General features: G+C 37.2%; 11 protein-coding genes. 1 reads left to right on the top strand and 10 read right to left on the bottom strand.

Annotated elements, in window-relative coordinates; genetic code table 11:
* Positions 1 to 186 precede the first annotated feature (186 nt).
* Positions 187 to 387, top strand: a complete 201-nt coding sequence (locus tag IEX81_RS06915; RefSeq protein WP_188802343.1) for a hypothetical protein — start codon at positions 187 to 189, stop codon at positions 385 to 387.
* Positions 388 to 512: 125 nt separating this feature from the next.
* Here IEX81_RS06915 and IEX81_RS06910 read toward each other — a convergent pair whose 3' ends face one another.
* From IEX81_RS06910 to IEX81_RS06865, 10 genes are all read right to left on the bottom strand, one after another.
* Complete coding sequence (locus IEX81_RS06910) at positions 513 to 1,538, bottom strand: glycosyltransferase family 2 protein (RefSeq protein ID WP_188802342.1); 1,026 nt, start codon at positions 1,536 to 1,538, stop codon at positions 513 to 515.
* 473 nt (positions 1,539 to 2,011) lie between these two features.
* Positions 2,012 to 2,938, bottom strand: coding sequence for a glycosyltransferase family 2 protein (locus tag IEX81_RS06905; protein ID WP_188802341.1), 927 nt, complete (start codon positions 2,936 to 2,938; stop codon positions 2,012 to 2,014).
* A 349-nt stretch (positions 2,939 to 3,287) separates the two neighbouring features.
* Positions 3,288 to 4,319, bottom strand: a complete 1,032-nt coding sequence (locus tag IEX81_RS06900) for a sugar transferase (RefSeq protein ID WP_506003410.1) — start codon at positions 4,317 to 4,319, stop codon at positions 3,288 to 3,290.
* A gap of 455 nt (positions 4,320 to 4,774) precedes the next feature.
* The gene (locus IEX81_RS06895) at positions 4,775 to 6,913 is read right to left on the bottom strand and encodes a GW domain-containing glycosaminoglycan-binding protein (protein ID WP_188802339.1); all 2,139 of its coding nucleotides are present in this window, start codon (positions 6,911 to 6,913) and stop codon (positions 4,775 to 4,777) included.
* A 456-nt stretch (positions 6,914 to 7,369) separates the two neighbouring features.
* Complete coding sequence (locus tag IEX81_RS06890) at positions 7,370 to 7,879, bottom strand: serine O-acetyltransferase (RefSeq protein ID WP_229727503.1); 510 nt, start codon at positions 7,877 to 7,879, stop codon at positions 7,370 to 7,372.
* Positions 7,880 to 7,970: 91 nt separating this feature from the next.
* A complete protein-coding gene (locus IEX81_RS06885) occupies positions 7,971 to 9,047 on the bottom strand; it encodes a glycosyltransferase (protein ID WP_188802338.1) in 1,077 nt (358 codons plus the stop codon).
* A gap of 126 nt (positions 9,048 to 9,173) precedes the next feature.
* Positions 9,174 to 10,343, bottom strand: a complete 1,170-nt coding sequence (locus tag IEX81_RS06880) for a hypothetical protein (protein ID WP_188802337.1) — start codon at positions 10,341 to 10,343, stop codon at positions 9,174 to 9,176.
* Between the two features lie 107 nt (positions 10,344 to 10,450).
* Complete coding sequence (locus tag IEX81_RS06875; RefSeq protein ID WP_188802336.1) at positions 10,451 to 11,452, bottom strand: glycosyltransferase; 1,002 nt, start codon at positions 11,450 to 11,452, stop codon at positions 10,451 to 10,453.
* 39 nt (positions 11,453 to 11,491) lie between these two features.
* Entirely contained in the window at positions 11,492 to 12,565 is a 1,074-nt protein-coding gene (locus tag IEX81_RS06870; RefSeq protein WP_188802335.1) for a glycosyltransferase, read from the bottom strand.
* Positions 12,566 to 12,635: 70 nt separating this feature from the next.
* Positions 12,636 to 13,727: a glycosyltransferase gene (locus IEX81_RS06865; RefSeq protein ID WP_188802334.1), complete on the bottom strand. Its 1,092-nt coding sequence runs from the start codon at positions 13,725 to 13,727 to the stop codon at positions 12,636 to 12,638.
* Positions 13,728 to 14,136 lie beyond the last annotated feature (409 nt).

Raw genomic sequence — 14,136 nt, 5'->3', positions numbered from 1 at the left:
CGGTTACTGTTCGCCTGAAGCATTCGAAAAGAAATACGCTCAGACGATTGCCGACGTCTCATAATTGCTCCATTTGGGGTTGAGTGACGAGAAGTAGTCTCTTGTACTTCTCGTCACTCAACCCAGACCAAGCGCAGCGCGGTAGCTTTTGAGACAAGTGTCTTTCATTTCTAGGTGTCCACTTTCTTGACAGAAGTCCAAATCGGACGTTCTTCCGGCCAGATTCGGCGTTCTATCGGCCAAATCGGGCTTGCTTCCGGCCAAGTCAGGCGCTCTATCGGCCAAATCGGGCTTGCTTCCGGCCGGATTCAGCGTTCTATTGGCCGGAACGCCGCCCTGTTCTCTCATCGCTGTACAAAAAGAGCAGTGCCGTCTGAAAAAGCATAGGATGCTTTATCCAAATGGCACTGCCGCTTCAAAACTTTAGGCGTAAGAATAATAAAACCCGCCTCGAGATGATTTTCACCTTGAGTAGACGGGAGATGGATAAGTTTGCCCGGCTTCATCGAATGTCAGGCACTCTTAACCGATTTTCTTAGCTTCAGCAAATAGAACAGGAGCGTAACCTTCTTGTTCTTTGATAACAGAACTTTCATTTTCGTTGTGACGGGGCCTTCAACCTCTTTCCATGACACATCTTTTAAATGGGCCTCAATTTTTGGCGCATTGATAAGAGACTGGATCTTTTTTCTTTTTTCCCTGTCTTTTAAATCGCACTGCTCATGAAATAGATTATCAATGCCGACCGACAGGGTGTGGATCCATTCAGCCGTTATCAGATCTTTGTATTCTTCGTCAAAGCCCCATTCATTGATCAATTCTTCAAACTTCAGGTTCTCGTGATACCTGATCGTAAATTTATCCTTTCTGTACCGGTTGAGCGCTGAACTGCTCCGGTTCATATAATAGTGATAGTAAATGTGATTATTTAGAAAAACGCGGGATAAATGTTTATAGACGCCATAATTAAACAGCGTATCCTGACCCATCTTTTGTGATCCGAAACGGCAATGATGCCGATCAAGAAACGCTTTTTTGTACAGTTTGTTCCAAAGTGTGTACATGATTTCTTTTTTAAATAGACTGCCGAACCGTTTTCTGAAATCGGCGGTAGTCTCTAGAAATGCAGATTGCACTTTTTTCGGTATCCGTTCACTCGCCGATGAGGTGACGATCTCATTGTAGTAGCCGAAAATAACCATATTGGCCTTAAATTTTTCCGCGAGCCGGTGATTATCTTCAAGTAAATTAGGCTCAATATAGTCATCCGGATCACAAAAATAAACATACTTCCCTTTAGCACAGAATAGTCCGTTGTTTCTGGCGGCTCCCGTTCCCTGATTGGGCTGATGGACCACCTGAACTCGATTATCTTTTTGCGCATAACGCTCACAAATTTCGCCGCAACGGTCTGGAGAACCGTCGTCGACCAAAATGACCTCAAAGTCTTTATACGTCTGATGAAGGATGCTTTCAACGCATCTCGGTAAATACTTCTCCACTTTAAACACAGGAACAATGATACTAATTTCCGTCATCTTAGATCTCCTTCTTAATAATTCAAAGCTTATGAGTGGTGCTGAATCGTTACCCGGATTAACCTTAGCAGAACATAATAACCTCATCGCACCAATGTCTTTACATTCAGTTTACAATCTGAGGATTGCCGTAATATAGGGGCGTTATACCTAATTTGACCTGAAAAAAGGTGGGCAATGCGCCCTTGAAACTATGGTCAAATTTCTAGGCGAACCTTCAACCCACGTGTGCCTGTGAATCACGATTCTTTTTTTTAATACGCTTCTGAAACAAGTTCATCATAAAAAATAAACTTTAAAATTTTATTAATATCTCGACTGATAATAGGCGCTTCAGAGGACATCGAGGTTCAAAAATCTTTCGGTCAGGCGGGGTTTCAATGTCTGAAAAACAGTGAATCCTGCATCATTAATAGCGATGCAGGATTCACTGTTTCAGTCGTTTATAGGATTCTTTGATAGTGTACATTCCATTATTTTCCTGGCAAATACCGCTCATTCTTTCCTTTTTTGTTGCGCATAACAGCCCAGAAGATATCGTTCAGCATGCGCAGACGATAGCGTTTGTAACCGGCATATTTCCTTTTGACCAGCGTGGCCAGTTCCCTTCTGATCAATCCTGCATAGATGTAACGGTACGTTGAATAGCGGTTCGAAGAATGCTTGACTGCGAAAAAGTAATGATTTCTTAAATCGTAAAAGTCTTTCCAGTCAGGGACAAATGATTCGCCGTTCCCCTTCTTCGGCTTTATTTTATGATTCACAACAGCATGAGGAACGCACAATATCTCTGTCTTTTCTCCAACTCTTAATGCATACTCTGAATCATCGCCGCGAATAAAATATTCTTTGTCCGGCAGCCCGATTTGCCGGATAATTGATTTATGAATCACGCAGCCGACAAATGAAAAGATATCGATGGGAAAGGGAGGTCCCTTGTAATACTCTTCACCGCAGAAACTGAACTGAAAAGATATTCTGTCTAAAACCCTTGCTCTGTGTAGGGGACAAAGCTCCCCCTGTTCCATCACGGCTCCGGCAAATGCTTTCACCTGCGGATTTTCTTTCGAACCCTTGATTATTTCTTCAAAATAACGGCTGTCAAAAATGGCGTCGTCATCCGAGAGACTGATCCAGTCAAAATTTCCGGCAATCGCCCTCTCGATCCCATGATAAAACCCGCCGGCGCCTCCAAGATTTTCTGGCAAAACAACGTAGTCCACCTTTTCATTCAGTAAGTGAAGTTCTTCCAGATATTCTTTCGATCCATCAGTGGAAGCGTTATCGATAATGATAATTTTTGAAATGGGATACGTTTGCGAAAGCAATGAGTTGATCGCTTCGGCAAGCAATGCTTTTCTGTTATAGGTGACAATGATCGATGCAATTGTATCGCCCAAGTTTGAGCTCCCCTTTTTTTTCGTAATCATGGTCTATCTAATGATTTTAACTCATCAAGCAATTTATTCAGTTTAAGCTTCGATATTGACAATCTTTAGTTCCTTAATTTTAAGGTGTAATGGTTGCGGAGCCAAACATTGGAAAGTCTTCCTGATATAAAGCCGTAACTACTGCCTGTAGATGAAATAAACATCAATGTCCAGAAAGTAAGTATCTAAAACGCTTAAGCTTCTTCACCTTCCACCAATAATACAGGCGGCATTTAATCCATCGATTCACTTAAGGATATCGGTCCGGATATTTGGCGCAAGATGTCCAGACCATCACATGATCAGACGAAATTTTTTCTCAGGATTGCTTTTTTAATATCTTCATCGCATTTTTAATGGCTTTTTTGATAAAATAGCCGTTTTCGGTTTTAGACGATAATTCGGCAACATTTTTTTGCATCTTAAGATAGCGCTCTTCAGTAATGTCCCTTAAACGTCTATCTAAATCCGTCAAAGATGACACAGCAATGCCAATATCTTTCTCTTCGACAAACCTTGCCTGGGCTGCCTCTTTCCAAATAATGATGGGTAGCCGGCAGCTGATGTACAGGGACATTTTATGTGGATTGTTGTACTTGAGATAGTTCCCATAGTCGCCTGTACATTGTTCTAGATCATCCCCATCCCAGACCAGGCCATATTCTCCCTCAAGATGGTCAAGCAATTCTTCCGGAGCGAACGAACCTTTGTAGCTCACGCTATCAGGCAGAACTTCAGTATCAACACCATTGCCGAACAGGACAAGCTTGTAATCATGGGGTGTGATTTTATTTAAAAAATGTGCTTTGGCTAGGTTGCCTGCAAACAAGACCCTTCTTTTGCCAGGATCCGCTTTGCTGAAATCGTGAACGCCTTCAATACTGTAATCGAAGAGCTCCAGATTGACAATGGGTCTTTGACAGTGATTTTCTCTTAACCAATCCGTCATTGACGTATTGTGCACAATAAGGATATCAAATCCGTTCAGAAGATTAATTTCTTTGTTGATTTCCGCTTCATTATCAAATTGCCATCTCAGAGAAGCAATATCATGAATGATTAGAATCGTCTTTATATCTTTTTTTCTCGTTTCTTCAATAATCACACGAACGATATAATCCCCCATATAAAAGGGATATTGTATCGCCAACACGTCCCCTTTATTAAGATCGCTTAATTTCTTCCTGAAATTGCTCCTAAAAAATAGTCTTTTTTCATATTTGTTCATATCACTATCTATGAACATGCCTAGAAAACCGGCCTCATGGAGAAACTTACTCACGTCATTTTTCGCCTTCGCACCGGCATGTTTTTTTTCAGTATCCATAGAAGTCAGGATGTATTGGTTCATTATTCAATTCCTCTCTATGACAAATGGCCCAACCGTTCATTTGACTACAATGAGTTTGTTATTTTTTTAGCATAAACCATATAGTTATTATTTTTCCGAAAATTGCAATTTTCCATCACACGATATCAAAAACTTTCATCAGGAGGAGGGTTGTATGACCCTGATCTAAAATATCATGTCCGTATTTGATAGTACCATTAGTCAAACAATTGATAAAGTAAAATTTCAAATGATTACTCCTCCTTCACTAGGCCCTCTTCAAACCTGTTCAATCAGCATATTACAATCAAACAAAAGGCTGATCAAAAATCGTTCGGTCATCTTATCACATTTCCCCGTTGGGCCGTGGAAGATATGCTTGATTTGACGCTTACTATTATCTTGTTGGAAACAAAAAAACGAAGTGAAAATTAGACCCCTCACTCCGTTTTTAAATTATTATATATTGTTTAGATTTAGAATCTGTTGGTGAAAGAATAATTCATATCAACATTCCCCTGTATACCATTCACTTGGCCAGTACTCGAGAACTGCCAAATATCAGCGTTCATATCCAAATTCGGGCCGTATTCTGCTGTCCAGATGAGTAAACCCGGAAAAGTATTTTGAAGCTGAGCCAGATTTAAATTATTTTTAAAGAAGTCATAACTAGCGTATACACCGAGTTTTGAAATGCCATCTTGTTTCAATTGGTTCAGAAATGCGCTAACACTACTTGTGATGGTGTCTCGGCTTGCTCCATTTGTTACTTCAACATCAACAAACGCATATCCATCAACATTAGCCTGTTTTATCTGTGATGCAAAAAAGTCCGCTTCGCTTACCGCACCCGGAATACTATCTGGTGAAGTAAAATAGTGATAGGCATTGGTTACTAACCCAACCGAAAAAGCTGCATTAATGTCATTTAAAAAATAATTATTCACGTAAGTACTACCCTGTGTTGCTTTTGCAATAACGAAGCTTATACCGGCCTGTTTTACAGTTGAGAAGTCAATTGAACCCTGCCAGCTACTTACATCAATACCTGATTTTACAACTGTGTTAGTTCTGAAAGCCGCCTTATCCAACCACCCGATTGTCTGACCATTGATTGCAAATTGATAATAAGTCCCATGTTGGGTTTGAGCTTCATTAAGAATATTGACAAACTGTCCGTTATACGTTGTACCTGAAGTCACATATTGAACTCCCGCCACAGAATATGGCTTGGTCCACACTCCGTCGCTCGGTAGTGCGTTAATCTGTTCAGGTACAGTATTATTAAATGCATTTTGAGATAAAATTGCATCACCAAACGCCCTCTTGTCCAACCAGCCTATAGTTTGGCCATTAAGTGTGAACTGTTCATACGTCCCATTGGGTGTTTGTGCTTCCCGGATGATCTGTACGTTCTGACCATTATACCTGGAGCCTGGGGCTACATACGACGTACCTTCTCCCAGATAGGGTTGACCCCATATTCCATCGGAACTGGCTGCGTTAATTGTGCTAATATCGTTCACTGAATTGTTGTAATTGATTTGCCCGATAACACTAAAAGCTCTTTTATCCAGCCACCCTGTTGTCTGACCATCGATGGTGAACTGTTCATACGTTCCGTATACGGTTCTTGCTTCCCGAACAATCTGTACCAACTGGCCATTATATTTGCTTCCGGGTGCGACGTATGATGTCCCTCCGCCCACATATGGGTCGGTCCAAATCCCATCGCTACTTGTCGCTCCCACAACCCCACTCTCATTCACCGCATTGTTGTAATAGGTCTGGCCAATCGAACTGAATGCTCTTTTATCCAGCCACCCCACGGTTTGACCATTGATCGCAAATTGTTCATACGTTCCACAGTTTGTCTGGGCCTCTCGAACAATCTGTACCTGCTGACCATTGTACTTAGTTGCTGATGCTACATACGGGGTGCTTAACCCGAGGAACGGATCACTCCAAATTCCATCGCTGCTTGCCGCACTGATTTGACCAACTTCATTGACCGGGTTATTGTAATTAATCTGCCCGATTGTGCTGAATGCTCTTTTATCCAGCCACCCTACGGTCTGTCCATTGATCGCAAATTGTTCATACGTTCCGATGTTTGTCTGGGCCTCTCGAACAATTTGAACCTGCTCACCATTGTACTTGGCCGCCGGTGCTACATACGGGGTGCTTAATCCAAGAAACGGAGCTCCCCAAATTCCATCGCTGCTTGCCGCACTGATTTGACCAACTTCATTGACCGAATTGTTGTAATTGACTTGTCCGATTGTGCTGAATGCTCTTTTATCCAGCCACCCTACGGTCTGTCCATTGATCGCGAATTGTTCGTACGTGCCGTAGCTTGTCTGTGCCTCTTGAACAATCTGTACTTGTTGACCATTGTATTTGGTTGCCGGTGCTACATAAGGAGTGCTTAACCCAAGGAATGGACCGCCCCAAACCCCGTCACTATTTGACGCGCTGATTTGGCCTATTTCATTAACTGACGTTCCAGAAACAGCGGCAAGTGCATGTTGAGATAGTAAAAAAGTTAGAGCAGCAATAAGGAGGAAAGTAAATGAAACTATCATTGTAAATTTAATACATTTTATGTAAAGCATTCTACACTTCCTAACATACTAAAGATTATCTTTACATCAACTAAATCCTCCGTAGCTTAATTTTTCAATGGACAGATCGTTACAAAGCACAGAATTTTCAACCTTTAATTGCTCATTCCCAATGACATACAAGCAAGTTTCCCTAATAATCGACCACACATATTTCTATTAAGTTGCAGCATCCCTCCTTAGTAATTTTATAAGTGCGTCCAAAAAGAATATTCAAGTACACAACACGATTGTACTATCTATTTGGAGTGAAAAAAAGGTTAATAAGTAATTTTTCATTTATTTTAGGAATGCGTTATTTTAAAGTGTAGTCATTTATGATATGAGAATGATAAATTTTTAAATTATTACCAAATAGTAGAGGGATCTGGACAGTAAATCGCAGTAATTCACTTAAGGTTTTTAGGTGTGGTATTTTTTATTTTTAATTTAAATCATTGCACTTTTTTAATCCAGATTGATTTTGGAAGGCAAAGGTTGAGCAGGAATACCAACCACAGTTTCGTAATCTGCTACATCATTGACGACTACAGCGTTAGCGCCAACCTTCACATTATTGCCTAAGTGAATATTACCAATTATCTTTGCGCCTGCACCAATTTCAACATTATCGGCTATGACAGGAACACCATGGCCATTCTTACGGGAGTAGCTCCATCCAATTGTTACTTGGTGCCTAATAATGGCATTTTTTCCAATTGTAGCATCATTGTGTATAATAATACCATATGGATGATCAATTCTCAGGCCCGTTCCAATTTTACATTTTGCGCGAATTTCGGAATTCCCTAGTAACCTCATAATAAAAAAATCTAAGATATAATAAATCATCATCAACAGTTGTCGGACCAGAGGAACTTTCACTTTATAATATACAAAATTGCCAAATCGATAAGTTATAATAAATAAACCACTAATTTTGCTATTGATTTTAAGCTCATATAATAAAGATTTCAATTAAACACCTTCTAACTGAGACTAAACTCTTAATCATGTATCAAAGATTGAATTTAAATAAACTTTGAAAACGCTCGTTTATAAAAAAAATTTAGAAGTTCCAATTTTCAATAATTTCATCAATGACCGATAACAAGCGATGATAATAATGGTCAGCATACAAAAATTCTATAGAATCTTTAATCTTTTTTTGATCAGGCAAAGTTTTCTCCCCAGTGACCATATCCTGTAAGATCTTCTGCAGGCTTGATAAATCTCCCGGCTGGAATAGCTCACCATTGACATTCTGTTTGATCAGTTCACTCGGACCTGTTTCACAATCCGAGCTGATACAATAAACTCCACGGGATATTGCCTCTGCTAATACCATTGGAAATCCTTCGTAAGCGGATGTCAGAAGCAGGGCGGTCGCCTGATTAATATCACTCCACGCATCTTTGACCCATCCATGCCAGATAATTTTATCCTGAATGCCAACCTGCTTAGCAAATTCTTTACAAACTATGGAATCTTCACCATCACCATAAACATTTAATTGCCAATTTCCACTTACTTTTGAAAGTGCCGTTAATAAGTCTTTCATCCTTTTTTGTTTCTCAAACCAAATACGACCAATATAAATAAAATTCACTTTACCTTCTGGACGTGTGATTATGCTGCTCGTGCAAGAAACTGGATTGTAGATAGTATATAAAGTTGAAGGAGTGATTCCCAAAGATTCCATTTGTTTAGCTATACCTGAGCTAATACAAAAATGAAAGTCTGCATATGGCAGCAATTTCACATCGACAAGCGGCTCATGGAACAGGGAAAAATGCATCCACGAAATAATGGGAAATTTTTTCTTGAGAAATTTTCTGCAAATAAAACAACCTCTGATTAGTTTCGTATCAATACTTATGACGATACTGGGTTGTTCTTTTTTTAAATACTGATAAAGCGCGTGAAATTTATTGTAAACTCTGAACAACCTGTTATTCAGATCAGAAGTATAAGTATCGAAGGGTAGACCTGTTAACCATTCAGTATCACCAGATCCCCCTAGTAAATACAATTGGGCCTTGTACACATCTGATCGTTTATTTATTTGCATGACTGCATTTCGAAGAACCGTTTCCGTTCCACCTAAACCAGAAAGATACTGTGTTACAATTATTATCTTTTTCACAGAGCTGTCTCCTTGTTATAAGCGTTAATATTACATTTAAAATACCAGTCAATAAGCCGGCAACAAATGCAACTTGTTTGTTTAGCAACTCAATTCTACTCTATCAATATAAAAAAACCGGGTTTATCAATTGATTCCACTTGTATTATTATTAGACTGCAATGTTTCAGTATTAATAAAAAGCACTAATAACGTTGAGAAAATGAACACGTTATAAGTCGTTCTCTCAAAGAAAGAACACACTAAAATAGAAACAATGATACATAATTCAAAGACCAAGTTTTTACTTGCTAATTGAAGACATCTAAAAAACAGGGCAATGAATATAATTAAGTAAACAACTAGTCCATATTGCAACAATATTCTGATGTAAGCTGAATCTACTAATTGATAAATCAAATACGGGCCAATCTTTTTTAAATAAATGATATTAGCAATAGGATGCCCGAATAGACTAATACCATATTTATTAATATAATAATGACCCATGCTAAATCGACCTGTCATTACGTTATCAAGTGTAGTAAAGAATTTTATGTTCTTATTAAAGAAATAGGGAAGTGCTGCTCCCAAAACAAACATGAGAGGAATGGCTCCAAGCAAAATACGCTTGACATAATTTGTTTTCAGTATGTCTGTATATTTATAAAGTAATGCAAAAGCAATGATTAAAAGTGAACAAATAAATGAGGTGCGTGAAAGCGTTACGTAATATATCAGTATGTTCACCGCTGTAATTAAAGAAAATCCTATCCAATTTATTTTTTTAAGGTAAAGGTATAAACATTCCAATGTTAGGCAAAAAACAACTATTCCTAAATCATTTGGATGATAAAAACCGAGAGATTGTCTAATCGTTGTTCCTCTATACATCACTAAGTTCTGTATGAGATGAAACTTAGTAAGAATAATAACGAGAATCGCCATTATTATTTTAGTGTAAAAAGAGAGCTTAATTAAATCTGTAATCTGTATACTGCTTAATGCAATTAAGTATAAAACAGTATACAACAGGACGTAATCAAAACTCGTACCTCCCTTGCTGACAACAAACATATAATAAAAGAAATTAGCTATGACCAAGATTGCAATAATAGATAGGGTTTCAATTCGTGGTGTCCTGAATTTTTTATTTAATAAAAACCCCAGAACTAATAAAAGCATCCCCAAGAGGAAGACAGCTTTAAGCAGTACTGTCTTATTACCCGTAGTAGTCAAACCCCAAAATGAATAAAAAAGGATCAGAAAATAGGATGCTTTTAGAAATAGCGGCTGTAATAAGCGAAGTTGGTTCATTTTTATACCTCTCAATAATGGATACCAAATACATATTATCCTTTTTTTCAAAAATTTATTATCTTCTATCGATAAATTATTGCTGATCTTATGACCATTCTTTGTTATTAAAGAGATGACTTTAATTTATGATAGATAAATAAAAAAGGGCGGAGTAAACCTAGTTTGTAGAGTATGACTCTGCAAATAAGCTCAAAGTCTTCGCCTCTTGTATATATCAAACATTTTTTCAATGTCATTTTCTTTAACAGTACTTTAAAATGTCTTTTTAATTCCTTTGAAGATCTCATTAGTTTCTGGGATCGATAATATTCCCTGAGCAAATTTGTTCCATAATAAATGAAATACTCTTTTTCAAATTCAGATTCCAGATGCTCTTCATTCAAAGTATCTTTTACCATTTCAATTGCACGTATAAAGTCTTTTGTACTGTTGGTCTGTTTAAAATGTACTGTTGAATTGCTATGGTGAACGTAATGATACAAATTTTTATTAATATACTTGCATTTTTTAACTTTTGTCAATATCCTAAACATCGCGGGTATATCTTCATAGCGAATATTCGGATACCGAACACCATAATTAATAAATAGGTTTCTTCGAATCAGTTTGTTCCATGAAAAGCCTTCAACTAAAGCGTTTTTGTTCGTTAAGAACTCTTTGATTATCGCTTTTCTGTCAAAAATTTTATGATCATAATCAGGATGGTCATATACTTTTAACACATTTCCGTCTGTATCAACCCCATTCCAGTTGCATATTACAACATCGATTTTACCAGTCTCTGCTTCCTTATATAAAATTTGCAACATATTGTGTTCAATGTAGTCATCACTATCTACAAATGCAAGATACTCCCCACGCGCAATGTCTATAGCACGATTTCTTGCTAGACCTTGCCCTGAATTCTTTTGATTAATGAGCATGATATTATTATATCTTTTAGCATACTCGTTTAAAATGCACAAGCTTTTGTCTGTCGAACCATCATTTACTACAATAATTTCAATATCATTCAATGTTTGATTTACTACACTATCTAAGCATTTTCTTAAAAATTTCTCACTATTATATACAGGTATAATAACACTGACTTTAATATTTATCATATATTTTTTAACAACCCTTTGATGTATTAAAGTATTCGATCAATTTTGATACCTGTAACTGTTAACAACGGTATTCAATGCGCTAATAAAGTTGTCCTTATAGTTCTCTAAATAAAACCGTTCTAAAGTCTTCTTCATTCGTTCCTGTTCTGGCAATGCTTTTCCATTTACTATATCCTGTAATATTCTTTGTAACACATTCAATTCACCAACATCATAAAGTATCCCGTTGATTCCCGGCTCGATAATATCGTTTGGGCCAACTTCACAGTCTGAACTGACACAATAGATACCTCTTGATATAGCCTCTGCCAATACCATACCAAATCCTTCATAGGAAGAGGTGAGCACTAATGCGGTAGCTTCGCTTACAATCAACCAAGGATCCTGTTGCCACCCATGCCAAATAATTTGTTGATTAATGGATAGCTGCTCTGCATAATGCTTGCATAAAGAGATATCTTCCCCGTCTCCTATTACTTCTAGTCGCCATCTTCCTTTTATCATTGCTAGTGCCGAGAGAAGATCTTTCAATCTTTTCTGTCCCTCAAAAGTTATTCTTCCAATATACAAGAATACAGTTTCCTCCGAAGGACGTGGAACAGTTTCATTTATTCTTTGAACCGGATTATAGATAGTATGTATTTTTGAATCAGATATTCCTAACTTTTCCAATTGATCTTTAATTCCTGTACTGATGGCAAAATGATGATTAGCTTTTAGAAGCCATTCTTTTTTCATGTGATTTGCATTCAATGAAAAATGCATCCAAGAGATAATAGGGAAGTTTCCAATATTCATTTTTTTTATGAAATGGAGCATCTGACAAATCATTGGGCTAAGCCCAACAACTATGTCCGGCTTCTCTCGCTTTATATAGCTTGAAAGCCAGAAGAAATAGGGAACGGCGCGAACAAATTTATTCTTGATGAAAGGAGAACTATCACTTTTAATATTATCTAACCATGTCTTATCTTCCGTTCCTCCCAAAACGTAAATTTGAGGTTGGTACTGATCACATTTTTGTTGCAGTAATTGAGTGACAGTTCTTAATACCGTCTCTGTTCCTCCTTTTCCCGAGACATGCCATATCACAAAGATAACTTTTTTCATTTTTTCACCTTCTTTCTCTTGTTTATAAATTCAAATCTCATTTTTTATTTATTCTTACAATTTATTGAAATTAGCCGCCTTCTGAATTATGCCATCTGTTGCAAATATCGTTTAATGAAAAAACATAATTTTTATAGTATTGTTCAATATAGAATTGATTAATTGATTTCTTTATCTCCATTGGATCTGGTAAAATTTGTCCATCAACGATTCTCTGTAAAAATAAACGAAGCTGGTCTAAATCACCTGGCTTAAATAATTGTCCATTAATGTTCTTTTTTATAATATCCCTTGGACCTACATTACAATCCGAACTGATACAGTAAACACCGTTAGCTATCGCTTCAGCCAGTACCATTCCAAATCCTTCATAAGATGACGTCAGAATTAAGGCAGATGCCTCCTTAATTATTTCCCATGGCTGATTAATCCAACCTTTCCAGATAATCTTATTGTTTAAGTTGAGTTTTTCAGCATATTCTTTACATAGAGGCAAATCATTACCTTCCCCAATAACCTCTAGGCGCCATTTTCCACTTACTCCTGCTAAAGCATCTAATAGATCTCTGATTCTTTTTTGACCCTCATACTCAATCCTGCCAACATATAAAAAAACTGCTTTATCTTTTGGCCGCTTTATTACCCTCGTAGTAGTATGGACAGGATTGTTAACGACATAAACATTAGATTTTGAAATGTCTAATTTACTAAATTCTAACTTTATTCCTTCACAAATGGCGAGATGATAATCTGCATAATGTAACAAATTTTTTTTTACGTTCTTTGCATTAAGAGAAAAATGAATCCACGAAACGATGGGATAATTTTCCTTTGTTAACTTTCTAATCCAATATAAAACAAAACACGTGATTGAATGGGTAGCAATAACAATATCGGGTTGCTCCCGTTTAAGAAACCTTCTCATACAGATAAAAATGGTAAACACATTTTGAATATTCCTTATCAGTCTGTTTTTTGAAAACACTGTTTCTGTAAATGAAATCCCTTTTAGCCATTCTTTATTTTCGCTTCCACCAAATATATACAAATGCGGCTGAAAAGGGGAGTCACTTCGTTTCAGTGATTTTATGACAATACCCATTACATTTTCAGTGCCGCCTCTCCCAGTTACATGAGGCATGATAAAAGCAATCTTTTTCATAAATAAATCTCACGCTTTCACTAAATGATCGAAAAAAGTAAACTTACGCCCAAAAACTAAAATTGTTTTTCATGGAATCCTTTTTTCCATTAACCCAAAATTAATGTTTCATTGAGAGCAATCAATTTTTTTAATTTCAAGCTAAATGGTAAGCATTTTATATTTTTTGTGTGTAGCCACCACTGTTATTATGATCAACTCATAAACTTCTATTCAGTTAACGATTAAAATTCCAACTGTAATGTGCATATTTTAAGAACTGGTTTTGGACCCACCAGACTCATTTCACTTTTTAATAACACTTACAAGTGAGATAATTCTTCAAGACAGTTTTACGCAAGAACCGCCCAATTTTTGTGATACGAGGGTTCTTTGGGTTCAATTTTATAGTTGTTTTCAAGAGATTGGG

Source organism: Sporolactobacillus putidus (genome assembly GCF_014647035.1).
Lineage (GTDB): Bacteria > Bacillota > Bacilli > Bacillales > Sporolactobacillaceae > Sporolactobacillus > Sporolactobacillus putidus.
The sequence above is the reverse complement of the archived record's forward strand: the minus strand, read 5'-3'. Positions and strand labels throughout refer to the sequence as shown.